The 18240-nt window shown below is 38.8% G+C and carries 16 protein-coding genes; 3 read left to right on the plus strand and 13 right to left on the minus strand.

Annotation, left to right across the window (positions count from 1 at the left end):
• Positions 1-38: 38 nt before the first annotated feature.
• The 9 genes from D172_RS13415 to D172_RS13455 form a co-directional block, all read right to left on the minus strand.
• The gene (locus tag D172_RS13415; RefSeq protein ID WP_007377956.1) at positions 39-1973 is read right to left on the minus strand and encodes a flagellar hook-length control protein FliK; all 1935 of its coding nucleotides are present in this window, start codon (positions 1971-1973) and stop codon (positions 39-41) included.
• Positions 1974-2066: 93 nt separating this feature from the next.
• A complete protein-coding gene (gene fliJ, locus D172_RS13420; protein WP_007377957.1) occupies positions 2067-2513 on the minus strand; it encodes a flagellar export protein FliJ in 447 nt (148 codons plus the stop codon).
• On the minus strand, positions 2513-3847 hold the full coding sequence (fliI, locus tag D172_RS13425; RefSeq protein WP_007377958.1) for a flagellar protein export ATPase FliI: 1335 nt from the start codon (positions 3845-3847) through the stop codon (positions 2513-2515). The genes fliJ and fliI overlap by 1 nt, the downstream gene beginning before the upstream one ends.
• A gap of 18 nt (positions 3848-3865) precedes the next feature.
• Positions 3866-4672, minus strand: coding sequence for a flagellar assembly protein FliH (gene fliH, locus D172_RS13430; RefSeq protein WP_007377959.1), 807 nt, complete (start codon positions 4670-4672; stop codon positions 3866-3868).
• A 3-nt stretch (positions 4673-4675) separates the two neighbouring features.
• Positions 4676-5716, minus strand: a complete 1041-nt coding sequence (gene fliG, locus D172_RS13435; RefSeq protein WP_007377960.1) for a flagellar motor switch protein FliG — start codon at positions 5714-5716, stop codon at positions 4676-4678.
• A complete protein-coding gene (gene fliF / locus D172_RS13440; RefSeq protein WP_007377961.1) occupies positions 5709-7424 on the minus strand; it encodes a flagellar basal-body MS-ring/collar protein FliF in 1716 nt (571 codons plus the stop codon). The genes fliG and fliF overlap by 8 nt, the downstream gene beginning before the upstream one ends.
• A 20-nt stretch (positions 7425-7444) precedes the next feature.
• Entirely contained in the window at positions 7445-7777 is a 333-nt protein-coding gene (fliE, locus tag D172_RS13445) for a flagellar hook-basal body complex protein FliE (protein ID WP_007377962.1), read from the minus strand.
• Between the two features lie 155 nt (positions 7778-7932).
• Positions 7933-9372, minus strand: coding sequence for a sigma-54-dependent transcriptional regulator (locus tag D172_RS13450; protein WP_007377963.1), 1440 nt, complete (start codon positions 9370-9372; stop codon positions 7933-7935).
• Positions 9369-10481, minus strand: a complete 1113-nt coding sequence (locus D172_RS13455) for a sensor histidine kinase (protein ID WP_007377964.1) — start codon at positions 10479-10481, stop codon at positions 9369-9371. The genes D172_RS13450 and D172_RS13455 overlap by 4 nt, the downstream gene beginning before the upstream one ends.
• 130 nt (positions 10482-10611) lie before the next feature.
• Here D172_RS13455 and D172_RS13460 point away from each other — a divergent pair, with 130 nt between their 5' ends.
• Positions 10612-11208, plus strand: coding sequence for a DNA-3-methyladenine glycosylase I (locus tag D172_RS13460; protein ID WP_007377965.1), 597 nt, complete (start codon positions 10612-10614; stop codon positions 11206-11208).
• Positions 11209-11450: 242 nt separating this feature from the next.
• Here the strand turns inward: D172_RS13460 and D172_RS13465 are convergent, their stop codons facing one another.
• Positions 11451-12887 carry a sigma-54 dependent transcriptional regulator gene (locus D172_RS13465; protein WP_007377967.1) on the minus strand — a complete coding sequence of 479 codons (1437 nt, stop codon included), beginning with the start codon at positions 12885-12887 and terminating at the stop codon, positions 11451-11453.
• Positions 12888-13241: 354 nt separating this feature from the next.
• Between D172_RS13465 and fliS the strand changes: the two genes are divergently transcribed.
• Complete coding sequence (fliS, locus tag D172_RS13470) at positions 13242-13643, plus strand: flagellar export chaperone FliS (protein WP_007377968.1); 402 nt, start codon at positions 13242-13244, stop codon at positions 13641-13643.
• An 8-nt stretch (positions 13644-13651) separates the two neighbouring features.
• Entirely contained in the window at positions 13652-13966 is a 315-nt protein-coding gene (locus D172_RS13475; protein WP_007377969.1) for a hypothetical protein, read from the plus strand.
• A 390-nt stretch (positions 13967-14356) separates the two neighbouring features.
• Here D172_RS13475 and fliD read toward each other — a convergent pair whose 3' ends face one another.
• The 3 genes from fliD to D172_RS13490 all read right to left on the minus strand — a co-directional run bounded on the left by fliD (position 14357) and on the right by D172_RS13490 (position 17899).
• Positions 14357-15799 carry a flagellar filament capping protein FliD gene (gene fliD / locus D172_RS13480; RefSeq protein ID WP_007379097.1) on the minus strand — a complete coding sequence of 481 codons (1443 nt, stop codon included), beginning with the start codon at positions 15797-15799 and terminating at the stop codon, positions 14357-14359.
• 48 nt (positions 15800-15847) lie between these two features.
• A complete protein-coding gene (locus tag D172_RS13485) occupies positions 15848-16270 on the minus strand; it encodes a flagellar protein FlaG (protein WP_007379096.1) in 423 nt (140 codons plus the stop codon).
• Between the two features lie 144 nt (positions 16271-16414).
• On the minus strand, positions 16415-17899 hold the full coding sequence (locus D172_RS13490; protein WP_058230558.1) for a flagellin: 1485 nt from the start codon (positions 17897-17899) through the stop codon (positions 16415-16417).
• Positions 17900-18240 lie beyond the last annotated feature (341 nt).

Raw genomic sequence — 18240 nt, forward strand, 5'->3', positions numbered from 1 at the left:
AAGGTACTTACTTGTTTTAGTTATTATAATAGCAGTACTTAGGCATAGTAATCTATTGCTGATGAAGTTTGTTGCCGAGAACTTTGTAGTTGAGCCTCTCCTGAATCGGCATTTTCTTCGTTAATGGTATTTTTATTAACCAAACCGTTTTTTGAATCATCGTCATTTTGTTCTGTGGTTTCGTTCTTAGAATCGCCATATGAAATACTGCTATCGCCTAATTCAATACCTTGTTGTGCGAGCATTTCACGCAAACGAGGTAATGATTGTTCTAACGCCTCTTTTGCTTGCTGATTTTGTACTACAAAATTAATTTGGGCTTGCTCAGCATCACTTCTAATACGTATTTGCATACTGCCCATTTCAGGTGGATCTAAGCGTATTTCAGCTTCTTTATTGTTAATATTTAGCATTGAACTGACGCGCTCTTGCAAGAGCTTAGCGGCATCACTTTTAATAATATTAACCGCCTGCATAACACCCGGTTCAATACTCATTTGCTTACCTTGCGCAGTGCTTTGTAATTGTTGAGATTGCAACACTTGCGTATCTAGTATTGCTTGTTCATAGCCTAAAATATCGTAATTACTTAATCCGCCCCTTTGCAAGGTATCAAGTGCGCCTGTGATTTGTGTAAATAGCTGCATAGAACGCGGGGTTAGCTGTTCTGCATTATTGATTTTAGAACCATCTTTTTGAATCATGTCTAGTTGTTTTATCAAATCATCGTCCGCCTCAGCTAATTGGTCTGGCGGAATACTATTTTCATTTATTGTCGATTTCACACTCTGCTTCTGCGGATTGTAAACAGTATTTGGAGTTTCACCTGCAACAAAAGTAGTTATTTTATTCTTTGGTTGTTCTAAATTGATTGATGTTTCAAGCACACTTACCGCTTCTTTGAGATAAGTTAACTGAGCACCTTGTGGCTGTTCGGTTTTAATATAAGTTGTTAACTGAGACAATAACGCTTGTTTTTCAGTCGTCGTTAACGCGCTAATTTCTGCATTAAAAGATTGTTTAGGTACTAAAGCTTGTGGTTTATTATTTTCAGTCACAAACGCATTAAGCATTTGTTTTAAAGCCGCAATATTATCATTGTTAATTGATTTATTTACGGTTTGAGATTGAGTAATTAATTGTTCACGCTGCTCAGGAGTCAAACTTGACAATATTTTATCTAACTTTATTGCACTATCATCTTTACTTAACAACGTTTCAACTGCAGCACTGTTACTGCTTTGAGAATCCACATTACTTACACGTTGAGTATTCGTGATCTCACCTTTTGGCGTTTGCTTGTTGTCTACCAAGGCAGGTTTAATTTGTGATTCATCAGCAGCAACACGTTTGGCGATGCCTGGTTTATCTATAATAGGCCCCTCTTTATCGTGTTCATTTTTATCAACGACTGGATTTAATTGCTCATCAAGCTTCTCTGCGGCAAAACCTTTATTTATATTACTTTTATTTAATGCTGCAGCATCGCTAGTATCTTTGTCAGTAGCTTGCGATTCAGTACTTTTTTGTTCAGCGGCCTTTTGCCCGATGTTTTGTGATGCACTTGAAATTATATTATCAGCGGATTTACTTTTAGTTTTATCTAAACCAGTATCAACAGTATCAACAGTATCAGAACTCTGTTCAGAGTGTTTTTTAACTGATATATCAATAGCTTGTGCAGAGTTAATTTGAGCCAGCATACTATCTCCAGATAAATTAGTATTATCTTGGTTTTCTTGCTCATTTTCTACAATATCGGTTTTGGCCTGTTTAGGCTCAGCGGCACGAATCGAATCTTTCGCATCACCTGAAGAGCTACGTTTACTTGCCGCTTCAATTGAATTATGCGCACTGTGTAACTGATTTAGAAACTCGGTGTCATTGCTTTCTTTATCTTTAGCTAAACGATTGTCTTTAGAGGCTAAATAAGAATCTTGCTCAGACGCAACCAAACTAGAAATATCATTCATCACCATAAACCACCTAACATTATTGCGGCAACACGCCACCGCATATTGCCAAAAATTAAAGACTGCCTAAATAAAGCAATTTACGTGCCTAATTTATAAAACTTTACGACGCTGAAAAAATTGGTTGGATGAAAACTCATCTAACATTTTTTGCTCACTTTTCGCAATAAGCACATCAGCTTTTAATTTTTGGTTTTCAATTAACTTAGCAACAGCTTTAGCTTTAATTTGTTGCTTTAACCAAATTGCTTTTCGTTGACTGACTACTTGCTTAGCCGTATTAACTGTACTTGCCTGTTGGCGAATTGCTTCTTCTATTTTTGCTATAAAAGCATGATATTGACTAAATCCCGCACTTGATAAACCTGACTGGCCTTTTACATGTAACTGTTGCATGTATTCCATTCGAAAATCATTCAGACCTTGTAATTTTTGTTGATTGGCCTGCAAATTCTGATTTGCTTGTAGGTAACTCATGCGCAAGTTTTCTTCTTTGTCATTTTCAAGTTTGAGCAACAAATGCAGCTTATTCTTAGCCATTATGCTTGTCCTAATAGTTGTGCTAAGCCTTGTAAGCCATCATCGTAACTAATCACATCACGCATACCTTGCTGTAAAAAAGTATTAACTCTGGGCATCATATTAATAGCTTGATCAAGCATTTGGTCAGTGCCTTTTTGATAAGCGCCTAAAGTGATCATATCTTTATTTTGCTGATACATAGAATATACCTGCTTAAGCACACGAGCTTGTTGCATATGCTTTTGTGAGACAACTTGAGGCATCACTCGTGAAATCGACTTTTCAATATCAATTGCCGGATAATGACCACTGTCAGCTAAATCACGGGAAAGTACAATATGGCCATCTAAAATAGCCCGTGCAGCATCAGCAATGGGATCCTGCATATCATCACCTTCGCTTAATACTGTGAAAAAAGCAGTAATTGATCCCTGCCCTTCCCCGCCGTTACCGGCGCGTTCCACCAGCGCCGGTAATTTAGCAAACACTGATGGCGGATAACCTTTTGTAGCTGGAGGCTCGCCAACAGCAAGTGCAATTTCACGTTGTGCCATTGCATATCGAGTAACTGAATCTAGTAGCAACAATACATTTAAACCTTGATCACGAAAATACTCAGCAATTGTTACAGCACTTTCACAGCCTTTTAAACGCATAAGAGGAGATGAATCAGCCGGTGCAGCAACAACAACTGAACGTTTTCTCCCTTCTACACCAAGAATCTCTTCAATAAATTCTTTTACTTCTCGGCCACGTTCACCTACTAGTCCAACAACAATAACATCGGCCTCACTGCCGCGTGTCATCATACCTAAAAGCACCGACTTACCGACACCAGAACCTGCAAACAAGCCCATGCGCTGGCCTTGACCTACAGTAATGACCGAATTTATAGCACGCACTCCCACATCCATAGGCTGGCTTATCGGACGTCGAGAAAGTGGGTTTATAGTATTTTGTGCAAATTTTAAATAATGTTCCGCATTTATTTTACCAAGACCATCAAGTGGGCGACCTAATCCATCAACAACGCGGCCTAACAAACTCATTCCAACGGGTAAACCTAAGTTATTGACCTGAGGGATCACTCGAGCACCAGGTAATACTCCTGAAATATGATCATTAGGCATTAGGTAAAGAGTTTGCTCATTAAAACCTACTATTTCAGCATCAACAAAACCATTCATAGTTTCTATTTTGCATTGGCTTCCAACAGGCGCACGTAAACCTTTTGCTTCAAGTGTGAGGCCTACGACACGTGTTAAAATACCCGCTACCGCGAGGGCTGGTGTATTAATATGCTGTTTATATTGAGATAAGCGTTCGCTTAAAGATGCACATTGTTCAGACATGACATGCCAATAAAGTAGTTAGATACCACTATTATGCAAAAAACTATCCAATGTTTCTTTGACGCGAGTTTTCAAGGTCATATCGAGTGAGGATTGGGCTGTTTTAACCTCGCAACCGCCACGTTCAAGTGTAGGTTCAGCGATTAGTTGCCAATTATTATCTGCGATGGTTTGTTCTCCATAGCTGTTTTTTATGAGTTCTAAATCTTCTGGGTGTAAATGTATACGTACCTTTTCTTGCTCAGCATTAAGCGAATCGATACTTAGTTTAAGTGTATGTAAAATAACATCAGGAGAGGTTTTTACTTCTTGATAAATTATTGCTTCAGCAAGCATTACTGTCAATTGGACTAATTGTTTTTCAACTTGTTCATCCACTTTATTCAAAGGAGTAGTTAAATTATCTAATATGCTACGCAAACCCGTGAGTTGTTCTTCAATTAATGGTTTTACGTCCTCATGACCTTGAGTTTTACCTAGTTCAAGCCCCTCTTTATAACCGGCCTCTTTTCCCTCTGTAACGCCTTTATCAAAACCATCAATATAACCTTGCTCATGCCCTTGTTTAAGACCTTCTTCATAAGCATCTTGTCGAATTCGCTCAAGTTCAGCCATAGTAATAGAAGGTAATTCAGGTTCCTGAGGTTCCTCTACAGGTACCTCTTCGGCCATTTCTTTTTTGTATAAATCCGAAAGTGGTGTGCCAAAAGCAGTTGAACGATCTCCAAAACTTCTTTCGTCCGGAGCCATATTGGGCACTGACCAGTTTCTTAATAATTCATCTGCTTCTTCTGCATTGAGTGGACGACCTTTTAACTTACTCATGCTTTACAGGAACTCCTCACCACCACCGCCACCTAGCTGAATCTCGCCAGAATCAGATAAACGACGTGCAGTTGATAAAATTTCTTTTTGCGCAGCTTCAACTTCACTAATTCTTACAGGTGCCATTGCTTCTAAATCATCAGCAAGCATTTCTGCTGCACGTTTAGACATGTTACCTAATATTTTCTCTTTAAGAGCATCGTCTGTGCCTTTAATCGCTTTCATAAGTACATCTTGTTGTACTTCACGCAAAATTGCTTGAATGCCACGGTCTTCAACATCCATTAAGTTTTCAAATACGAACATTAAGTCTTGAATTTGCTGTGACATCTCTTCATCGTGCTCACGAATAGAGTCCATTAACTGCCCTTCTACATTTGTATCAAGGTAGTTCATAATATCAGCTGCAGCTTTTAAACCGCCCATTTTAGCTGCTTGCGCACCCGCTTGACCTGCAAATTGTTTTTCCATAATCTCATTGAGCTCTTGCAATGCCGCAGGTTGCACTTCTTCAAGATTAGCAATACGCATAGTTAAATCTAAACGTACTTTTTCAGGAAACTGTGCCAATATTTCAGCAGACTGCTCTGGCTCTAAATAAGATAAAACAATAGTTTGAATTTGCGGATGCTCATTACGAATAATATTCGCTACCTGCTTAGAGTCCATCCACTTAAGAGAATCAAGTCCCTTAGCGCCTGATCCCATAACAATTTGGTCAATAAGGCTGGCTGCTTTATCTTCACCCAATGCAGCTGTAAGTGCTTTTTTGATAAAATCTTCAGATTGGAAGCCTATCGTACTAAAACTCTGAATTTGTTCAATAAACAAATTATGCACGGCACTTATTTTAGCTTGAGACAAGTCATCTAAGCCCGCCATTGCCATACCCACTTTTTGTACCTGTTTAGGTTCTAAATGCTTGAGTATTTGCGCCGCATCTTCTTCTGATAAACTCAAAAGTAATATAGCCGCTTTATCTACACCATCGAGCTTATCAACATCAAATGCTGTTGGCAGTTGTTTTTGTTCTTGATCAGTCATCTTCTGTTAACCACGCTTTCACTACTTGTGATGATAGTTCTGGTTCGTTAGCTACAAGGGCACGAATTGCTTTTAATAAGTCCTCGTCACCATGTAGGTCTGGTAACTGTAGTGTACCATCGCTAGAGAAGCCAATTGAAGCAGAATCAAAGTCTTTATTTAGCATATCAAGTGTACTGTCACCAATATCAACCCCTGAACTCAATGCATCTTCATCATACTCTTCCAAGGTATTATCTGGGTAAATTAGACGTTTAAGCATTGGTTTAACAACGGCCATAATAAGAACAATAATTACTAAGGCACCTAGACCCAGACGCACATACTTCACAAACCAATCTTGCTCCCACATTGGGACTTCAAGGTCTAAACCTGTCGTTTCACGCACAAATGGCACTGTTACCACTTCAAGTGCATCGCCACGCTGCATATCAAACCCGACACCGCCTTGTAATAAACGACGAATATTTGACAATGCCTCCACTGATCGTGGTGTCATGGTCGTTTCGCCGTTTTCATCCACTTTTGGAATATAATCAACAGCAACCGATACACTTATTCTGCGTATTACCCCCGTTTGCTGGCGTTTATGCGAAATAGTAGTATCAAGCTCATAGTTTCGCGTAGATTCTTTGTGATTACGAGTTGGCGAAGTGCCTGTTCCTGCACCACCTTGTCCTGCTACTTCTGGAATATTCGAGTTTAGTGGAGGCTGATTCGTAAGCGCACCTGGAATACCAACGGCTAAACCGCCTATGTTATTTTCTTCAAATGTGGTTTCACTTCTCACTGCAGGTAAATCTGGATTGTAGCGTTTTTGTGTTTCTTCTATCGCACTAAAGTCCATACTTAAATCAACTTGGGCTGTGTAATTTGCAAGCCCTACGACAGGTATTAGAATGCTGTCTATTTTTTCTAAATATTCTTGTTCTCGTTTACGTTCTAAGTCGTACTCTTTACGAGAACGTGCTGCTAATGAGCTTTGCGAACCTGAATTTAATAAGCGACCATTTTGATCTGTAACAGTCACCCTAGCTGGCTCTAAGCCTTGTACTGCTGAAGCAATCATATCAACAACAGAGTCTATCTCTTCACCATTAAGAGAGCGCCCACGTTTAAGTGTTAACACAACGGTGGCAGATGGCTTTTTCTCTCTGCGCGCAAATACGTTCTCTTTTGGTATCGCAAGCAATACTTTCGCACGAGTAATATTATTAAGCTCTTCTATAGTACGTGCTAATTGCTGCTCTCTACCATGTTTGAGGCGCTCACGTTCAAGACGCTGACTAACCCCAAACCCCATATCTTGCATGATAATATCTGATCCCGAAGTAGGTCCTTGGTCTAACCCTTCGCGAGTCATTAATAATTTTATATTTTGATATTCACTTTCATCAACCGATACGACATTACCATCAAGTTGATATTCTATCTTTTGTGCATCTAAAAAATCGAGGGTTTGAATTAACTCTTCTGTTTGCATTTTACCCAATGGGCGCATATCTGGCTGACGTGCCCAAATAATGATAAAAATGGCAATAGCCAAACAAATAGCCAGAGCTATAACCAGTGTCACTTGGCGTAATACATCTGTACCATTTAAAGCACTTAAATAGCCTGATTTCTGTTCTTGTTGATCATCACTATCACTTTGGTCGATATCACCACTAGCAAGTGCAAGGTCTGTAGATTGGTTAGATTGCGCCACGATAATTCTCCACTACCTAGTTAAACAGGCATGTTCATGATTTCTTTGTAGGCTTCTACAAGTTTATTACGAACCTGTACTGTAGCTTCAAATGCAACCGAAGATTTCTGAGAAGCAATCATCGCCTCAGCAAGCGATACACTTCGGTCACCCATTTCAACTGCTTTTACTTTTTGGCCTGTATCTTGTTGTAACTCATGCACTGTATTTAGCGCATTACTTAGCATATCGCCAAATTGTGCAGTAGAAGTAGACTGCACTTGAGTTGGCAATTTATTAATTTGATTATTACGGCCAGCTTCAAGGGCCATTGATTGCATTTCTTGAAAGACAGCGCTATTTTGAATTTTCATAATTTTTCTCTGACAATGCAGTTAAGCTTATAAAGAGAATAAAGCACAAACCATGCCAGTTAAAAATACAATAAAAACAATTGGTTATAGTTAACTTGTGAGTCAGAGTTTTGACAACCCCAAATTAAATTAATTAAATTTGGGGCTTAGAGGGATTATGCAGGAAGTGAAATACCTAAATCGCGCATTTGCGCTAGCTTATAACGTAATGTTCGAGGGCTAATACCTAATGTTTCTGCTACATCTTTGCGCTTACCTTGACAGCGAGCTAATGTTTCTAAAATAATACTATGCTCTTTGTCTTTAAGTTCATCTTTATAGCTCCCGGTGTCAACCGCAAGTAAATCTTGCTTTGGCTCACCAACCATAGGCATTTTTTCATCGTAATATGCCGTGCTTAAGCTATTTATAGCTTCGTTTGACGTTGCTGTTTCCAATACTTCTGTTGGTGTAATTACAAAATCGCTTGCTACTAAGTTTTCGATAAAAATAGCATGTTCATTTATTGTATTACCACTTCGTAGTATCAGTGCTCGCTGAATTACGTTATCCAGTTCACGAACATTACCAGGCCATGCATGAGCAAGTAGTTTTTGCTCTGCTGCTTTATCTAAGTAGGCCATAGGCTCTTTACTTTTATTTATATGGCGTTCTATTAAATGCTTTGCGAGTATAATTATATCACCAGGGCGCTGGCAAAGAGGTCGCCACATTAATGGAAAAACATTAAGTCGGTAATATAAGTCCTCTCTAAATTGGTTCTTAGCGACCGCTTCTTTTAAGTCACGATTACTCGTTGCTAATACACGAACATCTAGTTGGATTGTCTTACGAGCACCTAAACGCTCTACTTCCCGCTCTTGTAGCACTCGTAGTAGCTTTGCCTGTAATCCTAAATCCATTTCAGTGATTTCATCTAGTAAAATTGTTCCGCCTTGCGCTTGTTCAAATTTACCAGGGCATGCTTGAATAGCACCTGTAAACGCCCCTTTTTCGTAACCAAATAAAGTGGCCTCAAGCATATTTTCAGGGATCGCAGCACAATTTATAGCAACAAAGGGTTCATTGCATCGACTCGATTTATCGTGAATATAACGCGCGAGCACTTCTTTACCTGAACCACTAGGCCCGAGCACCATTACACTCGCATCAGAGCGTGCAACTTTACTTGCAAGTTCGAGTAATTGAATGCTACTTGGGTCGGCAACAATAGGGCCATCTGTCTCTCTCGCTTTTTCAGGCAAATAGCGACTCACCATATTTAGCAGCACTTCAGGTGCAAATGGTTTAGCCATATAATCAATAGCACCTAAACGCATAGCTTCAACAGCATCATCAATCGTGGCATAGGCCGTCATCATCAATACAGGTAAATCGGGATAATTTAATTTAATACTTCGCAGTAAGTCCAAACCGCTCATGGTTCCCATTTGCACATCACTTACGACTAATGAAAATTGCTCTTTTTTAAGCAATAACATCGCTTGCTCTGCGCTATTAGCTGAAACGCATTCAATACCTGACATCTCCAGCGTATCAATTAAAGCTTCACGGAGCCCCGCATCATCTTCTACGACTAAAATAATATTACTCATAATGATTCCTCTAATTTAGATGTCGCGCGTATTGGCAACAGTAAACTAAAACAAGCTCCACCATGAGCATTGTTACTAACGTCAACACGTCCTTGATGCGCATTAACCACCGAACTTACAACAGCAAGCCCTAGACCAGTGCCTTGGCTTTTTGTAGTAAAAAAGGGTTCAAACATTTTATCAGCCTGACTTAAATCAATACCGGGACCATTATCGCTTACACTAATACGCACAAAGTCGTGATCTTGTAAATCAGTCGCGGCACTCAAATGCACTTTAGCCCCAGAACCAATCACTTGAATGCTATTGTGAATAAGGTTTTGAACAGCACTGGCTAGCGCTGTCTTATTCCCCACTATTACAATATCTGGTTCAGGAAGACTTACATCCAGCTCGCTTTCATTAAGTGCGACCATGGCATCAGCACCGGTTTTCACTTCTGTTAATAATTGCTGCATAGAGACTTGTTCAACGACTTGCTGCTCACCGCTTTTAGCAAATAACAGCATGTCATTAACCTGCGTTTCTAAATCTTTTAATCGTGACATCAATTTAGTTTGGAAATTATCGCGAGATGCTTCTGGCAAGCGCTTTGAGCCTAAGTTAGCAGCATAAAGCATTGCTGCAGATAGAGGCGTGCGTACTTGATGCGCAAGAGACGCCACCATTTTACCCAGCGCACTTAATCGCTGCATATGTGCAACACGTTTTTGTAAACGTCGCGTCTCAGTTAAGTCCGTCATTAAAATAAGTTGTCCCGGCTCTGGAGCCAAAGCGGTGATATCGAGCTTAATTAAACGCCCGTCTTTTAATGATACTTCGTGTCCATCATCTTGATGTGGTTTGAAAGACCGCTGAATAACATAAAACCACTTTTCACCTTCAAGTGGTTCACCAAGCATATCAATCGCAATTTGGTTCGCTTTAGCAACCATGCCTTTACCATCAAGTACAACAACACCAGTGGGCATTGTATCAACCAAGTGCGAAAGCCAACTTGCCTGCTTACGAAGATCACTTAGCTCACCAATGTACTCCTCTTGAAGTAAACATGGGTTATACTTATTTGCAGAAATAAACTGTGGTTTTAGCACGCTTGCAAGGGCCATAATCAAATCTCAAACTAATGTAGATACAGAGTTAAATGCACAATTTGTACCAAAGTTTATTTATATATTTATCATTAAGTTACATAAGAAAAACAAGCGACATAAAAATGACGCACGCTAAGGAATAATAATGAGTGAGCAAATAGAATGCCGTTGTCCATGGCTAGACACGACTAAACCTGACTACGTTACTTACCATGATGAAGAATGGGGGGTGCCACTTTATGATGACCAAAAACTATTCGAATTTATAACTCTTGAATCAGCACAGGCGGGTTTGAGTTGGTACACCATATTAAAAAAACGCCAAGGTTATAAAAAGGCATTTGCTAATTTTGATGTAAAAAAAGTAGCTGAATTTACATCAGATGACATTGAGCGTCTAATGTTAAATAAAGAGATTGTTCGTAACCGTTTAAAAATTGCAGCAACTGTTAATAACGCAAAATGTTTTATCGATATTCAAAAAGAGTTTGGTAGCTTTAGCAACTATCAATGGCAATTTGTGAGTAATAAGCCGCTTGTTAGTCACGTGAATAATATTGAGGACTACCCTGCTATAACTGAACAATCAACTGCATTTGCTAAAGACTTAAAAAAGCGAGGATTTAAGTTTTTAGGCCCAACAACAGTCTATGCACACATGCAAGCCTGCGGTATGGTTAACGATCACAGTAATGACTGTTTTAGAAAAGAAGAAATTATTAAGGCTTTTAGTGGTGAGTAAGCAGGTAAATAGGTAGGTAATTAAAAGCTTCGCTTTTCACGCGAGCAAGCTCAGCGTCTACGCCAAAGTTTTGATTTGAGGTTGCTTTGTAGACGCGCTGCTTACAGGCGTTCAAAAACGTAGTTTTTTGGATGGGTGTTTAAATAATTAAAAGCTTCGCTTTTCACGTGAGCAAGCTAGACGTCTACCACCAAAGTTTTTGAGGTTGTTTTGTAGACGCGCTGCTTGCAGGCGTTCAAAAACTAATCTCTTGAAAGGTTATACTTTTTCATTTTTTCAACTAGCGTGGTTCTGCGTACACCTAATATTTCTGCTGCGCGAGCCACAACGTAATCAAAGCGCTCTAACGCTTGCGTTATTAAGCTAATTTCAAGCTCGGCTAAGTAATCTTTAAGTTCAATACCATCATCGGGCAACAACCCACTTCCAACTTGGTTAAACTCTGCTTCAGGTTCGTTTTCGTAATCACTGAATCCTGTGCTAAATATATCGTTAAACGCGTCTTTTTCCATTAACTCTTCTGGGTACTCAGGCTCATATGCTTCTACCTCAATATAGCGGTATTTATTGGGTAAATCGGGAATATCGACTACCTTTTCAGGAAACATAATAACCATTCGTTCCACTAAATTAGCTAGCTCACGAATATTACCAGGCCACGCATGCTCCTTTAAGCTCTCAACTGCGCGTTCTGTAAACTTGGCGGTAGAACCAGTCTGGTCGTTAACACGGCGCATTAACTCTTTTAAAAGCAGCGGAATATCATCAGCACGTTCACTCAGCGATGGGTTCTCGATAGGAAATACATTCAAGCGATAGTACAAATCTTCACGAAAACTACCTTCCTCAATCATATTTTCTAAATTTCGGTGCGTTGCAGCAATAACACGTACATCAGCTTGAATCGCCTTTGTACCGCCAACTCGCTCGTAACTGCGTTCTTGTAATACGCGCAGCAACTTAACCTGCATTTGCAACGGCATATCACCTATTTCATCTAAAAACAGCGTACCACCTTGTGCAAGTTCAAAGCGTCCTTTACGAGCGGATATTGCTCCTGTAAATGCCCCTTTTTCATGGCCAAATAACTCACTTTCTAATAACTCCGCCGGAATAGCACCACAGTTAACAGGCACAAATGGCCCATTGTTACGCTTAGAAAGCAGGTGTACATTACGAGCAACGACTTCTTTACCGGTTCCTGACTCACCTAAAATTAAAACATTAGCGTCCGTTTTTGCCACTTGCTCAATTAAAAAGCGTACATCTTTTACTGCATCTGTTTCACCCACTAGCCCGTCAAAGGTTTTAAGGGGTTTGGTATGTTTATGTCCATTTGGTAACATTCGCTGATATTGCTGACAATCGTGAAGCAACTGTGTTGTTACTTCATGACTAAACGGTTCGCAAATGAGGCCAACCACATTAGCAATGCTTAGTAATGGTTTAAGGGTTTCGCCTATTAATAAAAAAGGTAAGGTTGGGTAGCGCTTAATTAAACCTTCGTGATCAAGAAACTGCAATGCACCTAAAATGATCATGCATTCTTTTTGTTGGTACTTTTCACACTCTTGTTCAAAATTTGTTTCATTTAACAATTGTACTGCTTCACCAATAAAAGTAAGCGATGCATTTAAACCTATTGCGCGATTGTTATTATTATCTAAAATCAAGATCATATTTAGCGAGCCGTACTTTCACTCATTTATTTAATTACCTAAATTGTAAGCCAGTTCGCCATGGATGCAAGCGATAGCGGCATTTTTTTGACATAAACGCCAAAAAACAGACAGCTAGTTAAAATAACAATACTTAAGAGTTAATCATTAAGTACCAATTATTAAAGTTGTGTCAAAATCATTTTTTTAAAATTATTTAATTCCTTAGCAAAGCTGACTTTCTTAGTAAATATAATCTAATATTAGCTTAAGTTGAAAGCGAACATGCCGATAAATAGATAAGTAAAAAATGCTTGGCATTATTATTGCTTTTATTTTTACATAATTTTTATCGTTTAAATCTAGGATTTCCCCATGGCTCATGTTTCAGTAAAAAAATACAGTCAAGTTCGTGTAAGTAATATTGCCGAAATGACCCCGTACGAACAAATAAATCTTATTTTCAGTAATATTATTGGTCGCTTAGCAGCTACAAAAGGATTTATTGAGCGAAAAGAGATTGAAAAAAAGGGCGAGAATATATCAGCCTGCGTTTTGTTATTCGGCGCGCTGCAAGATGCACTTAATTTAGAAGTAGAACAAGACCCTAGTATTTCTAACAACTTATTGGCACTTTACGATTATTGCCAACGCACATTAACCAAAGCCAATTTAAATAATGATGTTGACGCGGTATTAGAGGTGTCTAACATTGTAAAAGAAATAAAAGAAGGCTGGGATAATATTCCTGTTGATCAACGTGTTTCTGCGGTTTAGCTTATATTATGAATGCGAGTAATGCTTCAGAGCAGCTAACAACAAATCAAGCAGAACATATAAAAATACTGCTTAAGGAAATTGAATCGTTAGTAAACGATAATAATGCCGATGAAGCTCAACCCATTTTAAAAACCTTAAATACAGATTTAAAAAAATGGTGTGAAAGTAATAACAGCCCTAATGCAGAGCAATTACAGTCAATTCAAATTACAATTAATTCCATTTTAGCTAAAGCTAACATAGCTAAAAATGAATCATCTAAAGCAATTATTAAGTATAAAAAGTCAGGAAGGGCTATTAAGGCTTATAAAGCGACTTAGTGAGTAAATTGAATAACTTTATTCAATACTCTATATATTACACGTAATTTATACCAATCAGCTTAATTAAGTGAGCTATTTTGAGGAAAGAAAACCTTGTCGATAACTGGGCAAAAATTTCGTTATTTAGTTGTTCTATATCAGAAATTTTTAACACAGTTAGCGCCAAGTTTAAGCCCTCAAATTTATCGAGTTTTATTGCAGATTGGTATTAGCGCTGAAAATAGCTGCCCGAGATAGATTTATTGTCCAGAGTTTAGGTTAAATAGACCCCATATAAGCAGATTAGTATAAGTATTATCTCAGATAAATATTACACAATAAAAAACCGCTAAGTTTAAACTTAGCGGTTTTTTATTGATCACGTTTAGCAAAGCTTTTACTAAAGGATTAATTTGATTGTCTAACTACACCTGGCATATTTTCTAATTGAGCTTGAACATAACTACTGGTGTTATTAAGGCTTGCAACTAATAAATCCATTGCGTTATATTGAGCATATAGTCGAGACGATAACGATTCCATTTTACTTGTTAAACTCTCTCGCTGATCATCTAAATCATCTAGTTGATTTGTTTTACTATCGATTCTGTTTTGAATAATTCCGTCAGAATCTGTATAGAAACTCATTAACTCATCAAACGACTGTGCAAAACCACCATCATCATCGTTACTGCCAACAAAAAACTGCTGCACAGAACCTACATCTGCATTAATTTGGTCACTTAAGGTATCACTATCTAAACTAAGCACACCATATCGGTCTGTTGTTACACCTAGTTGTGAAAGTGACAGCGAATTACCTTCTACATTAACTGAATTTGTTATTGTATCTCTTAGTTTAGACATGACTCCACGTAATAAGGAATCTCCCGCCATTACACCTACGCCATCTTCGCCAGATGCACCTAAAGTGTTACTAAGTTCTAGCAACTCATTGTAGCTTGCAATAAAACCGCTTAAACCACTTTTAATATTATTATTATTTTCAGTGACCGATATGTCACTTATGTCACCACTATCCGCGGCATCATGCAGTTTTTTAGCGGTAATATCGACACCATCAATCACATTACTAAACTCGTTAGTACTGCTAGATACAACCAACGTGCCATCAATGGTGATTTGTGCATTCTGCGCAGCGTTTACTTCAGTTAAGTTAGTTGTATGATTTAGGGGGTCTGCATCTGTTACATCATAGGCTAATCGAGATAATCCACCTGTATCTGTATTATTACCATCACTGTCTTGTACAGTGATTTTAATCGCGTTTTCTTCACCGGTCTCTTTACTTGTGAGCACTAGGTGCTGACCTAAATCACTTGTTACTATCGTTGCAACAACTGAGTCATTACTATCATTGCCAGTAAAAGGCCCGTTATTAATTTGGTCTCGTAAGTCTTCTAAAGTATTGGTAGCCGATAAAACAGTGGAGAAACTATTATCACCAGAGCCTATCGTAATTACACCTGCCCCTATTGCCTCATCTGAAGTAAATGCGCTTGATGATAACTTATGAGCCTGCGCTAATGCATCCACTTTTACGTTATAACTGCCTGGTTGTGCGTCTTCATCTGCACTTATTGATATAAAATCATCAGTGCCTGATGTACTACGTTGCTGATATTTGTCACTATCACCAAGGGCTTCCATTGAGGTTTGCACTTTTTCAAGCGCTGACTTTAACGCCCCAACGGCTGAAATATCAGTTGTTAAACTAGCTTCTTTAGTATTTAAACGGGCTTCAGCTGGTGCTTGTTCTGAATTTACTAATGCATCAACAATATCTGATACAGCTAAACCAGAGCCTAAGCCATTAAACGAAATAGACATACTTCACCTCTTTAAATACTTAAAAAACAAACTAATTTAATATTGATACTAAACCGTTTGATCAATCAAAATACCTGCCGATTCAGACAGCTTAGACACTAAGCTTAATACTTCCTCCGAAGGATATTGCTTAATTACTTCTCCACTGTTTTTGTCGAGCACTTTAATTACATCACGTCCTGAATCTTCATCTACTTTAAATTGCAGACTGCGATTCATTTCTCCCATAAAGTCCTGCAATTGTTGCGCCATTTCTTCTAGTTGCTCACGTTCTAAAGGCTGTTGTTTATCTTCAGCCTCTTTTTCATACATTTTCTGCTGCAATTGCTGCTGGGTCTGTGTATCTACTTGCTTTACATCATCAATAGCACGTTCAGTTAAATTACTAGCAGTGTTACCTGCTTGCTTAACATCACTCGCTGTAGTTGAAACTGGCAACATCGTTTCCGAGCTTGAAGTTATGGTGTTCATATCACCTCCTGCATTACGCATATGATTGGTACTAATTGTAGCTTTAAACTACAAAAGGAGATAGCTAAAGCCATCTCCTTTTTAATTACTAATACTGACTTTTTGTATTAGTTAGCCAACAACCTAGCCGCTACTATTAGCTTATTAACCTAGTAGGCTAAGCGCTGTTTGCGGTAACTGATTCGCTTGCGACAAGATTGATGTACCTGCTTGTTGCAATATTTGGTTTTTCGTCATCTCTGCTGTTTCTGTTGCGAAGTCAGTATCTTGAATTCGGCTACGTGATGCAGACACGTTCTCTGATATATTCGCTAAGTTACTTATTGTGTGGTCAAAACGATTTTGCACCGCACCTAAGCTCGCTCGTTGTGAGTCGATGTTTGCAATCGCGTTATCAATAATTGCTAACGCATCTTGCGAGCCTTTCTGGCTTGTAATATCAACATCAGCAACATCATTTAGCTTACTTGTTACATCAGTTGTACCGGCGGCTAAAGACGCATCACTTGCTTGAGCACTAAATGTCTCTGAAGAATTCAACTGAACAGCACCTGATACTCTCGTTGCACCAGCGGCTGTATTTAATGTTACCGCTGTACCAGCAGCCCCATCATAACCTTCTGGAGTAACATCAAGTTCAACTGTAGGTGTACCGGCACTGTCTGTTAAATCTGCAAATGTAATATCTGCACCATTATTGTTCGATACAGAAAGAGCACCATTTTCGATCGTTGCAGTTACACCATGCTCGTCTGTTGCACTGTTGATAGCTTCTGCTAATGCTTGCTCATCACCTGATTTAGAACCTGTAGCAACAAATGATAACTTCTCACCATTAAGTTCAAAACTTACAGATTCATCTGCAGCAGCTAGCGCAGAAAGAGATAAGCCAGCTTCAGTTCTTGCTTGAGCTGTAACACCTGTAGAGCTCGTTACACTGTTAATTGCAGCAGCTGCATCTTCTGCGCTAGCGCCTGCAGCAATAGTAACTTGAGCGTCATTACGTCCAGAGATATCATATGTACCGCCTGCAACAGCACTTGTTGCTAGTGTTGCTGTAGCAGCTGCAGCTTGACCAAAACCATCTGCTGCTGCTGATTGCAGATTAACTTGGTTAGAACCAATTTTTTCTGCCGCTACACTAGACAGTGATACGTTAATTGTTTCGTTTGCATTTGAACCAATTTGGAATGATTTTGAACCGAAGCTGCCGTTCAATAATTGCTGACCACCAAACGAAGTCGTATCTGAAATACGTGTTAGCTCTGTTGATAAAGCTGATACTTCTTTTTGTAGCGCTTCACGGTCTTCTGATGAATTTGAACCATTCGCTGATTGTAGTGCTAATTCACGCATACGTTGTAAAATACTTGTAGACTCACTCATCGCGCCTTCAGCTGTTTGCGCCATTGAAATACCATCGTTTGCATTTCTTTGCGCTACGCCTAAACCATTTACTTGTGATGTTAAACGATTTGAAATTTGTAGGCCTGCCGCATCATCTTTCGCGCTGTTAATACGCATACCCGATGATAAACGCTCCATTGATGTCGCTAAATCAGAACCTGATTGAGATAGGTTACGTTGTGCGTTTAATGAAGATACATTTGTGTTTACTGAAATCATAATAAAACTCCTGATTACTTTCGTAAAAGTACTGTTTTGATTTAACCAAGAGCCGTAACAAATTTATGTACAAGCCCCTTACTGATTAAGTTAACGGCAGGAAACAAAATACCTTTAGCTTTTATTTTAAAAAAATTACAAATTCATGTTAACAAATTTGTAATTTGTTGATTAGTCTATTTTATTACGATGACATCGTTAACACCTTAAGATTAAAATTCATTTAATCTTAAGGTGTTAACGATGGCGCGATATTTATAACCTAGTGGGTTAAGTAAATCGAGTAACAAGGAGTTAGTCGCCCTTAAAAAGAACCTGTGAGCAGCGTATATTACACTTATTTG

It is taken from the genome of Pseudoalteromonas sp. Bsw20308 (assembly GCF_000310105.2).
Classification (GTDB): domain Bacteria; phylum Pseudomonadota; class Gammaproteobacteria; order Enterobacterales; family Alteromonadaceae; genus Pseudoalteromonas; species Pseudoalteromonas fuliginea.

Coding starts and splice junctions, on each gene's coding strand:
- D172_RS13415 (WP_007377956.1), bottom strand. CDS start 1,973: ATGAATGATATTTCTAGTTTGGTTGCGTCTGAGCAAGATTCTTATTTA.
- fliJ (WP_007377957.1), bottom strand. CDS start 2,513: ATGGCTAAGAATAAGCTGCATTTGTTGCTCAAACTTGAAAATGACAAA.
- fliI (WP_007377958.1), bottom strand. CDS start 3,847: ATGTCTGAACAATGTGCATCTTTAAGCGAACGCTTATCTCAATATAAA.
- fliH (WP_007377959.1), bottom strand. CDS start 4,672: ATGAGTAAGTTAAAAGGTCGTCCACTCAATGCAGAAGAAGCAGATGAA.
- fliG (WP_007377960.1), bottom strand. CDS start 5,716: ATGACTGATCAAGAACAAAAACAACTGCCAACAGCATTTGATGTTGAT.
- fliE (WP_007377962.1), bottom strand. CDS start 7,777: ATGAAAATTCAAAATAGCGCTGTCTTTCAAGAAATGCAATCAATGGCC.
- D172_RS13450 (WP_007377963.1), bottom strand. CDS start 9,372: ATGAGTAATATTATTTTAGTCGTAGAAGATGATGCGGGGCTCCGTGAA.
- D172_RS13455 (WP_007377964.1), bottom strand. CDS start 10,481: ATGGCCCTTGCAAGCGTGCTAAAACCACAGTTTATTTCTGCAAATAAG.
- D172_RS13460 (WP_007377965.1), top strand. CDS start 10,612: ATGAGTGAGCAAATAGAATGCCGTTGTCCATGGCTAGACACGACTAAA.
- D172_RS13465 (WP_007377967.1), bottom strand. CDS start 12,887: ATGATCTTGATTTTAGATAATAATAACAATCGCGCAATAGGTTTAAAT.
- fliS (WP_007377968.1), top strand. CDS start 13,242: ATGGCTCATGTTTCAGTAAAAAAATACAGTCAAGTTCGTGTAAGTAAT.
- D172_RS13475 (WP_007377969.1), top strand. CDS start 13,652: ATGAATGCGAGTAATGCTTCAGAGCAGCTAACAACAAATCAAGCAGAA.
- fliD (WP_007379097.1), bottom strand. CDS start 15,799: ATGTCTATTTCGTTTAATGGCTTAGGCTCTGGTTTAGCTGTATCAGAT.
- D172_RS13485 (WP_007379096.1), bottom strand. CDS start 16,270: ATGAACACCATAACTTCAAGCTCGGAAACGATGTTGCCAGTTTCAACT.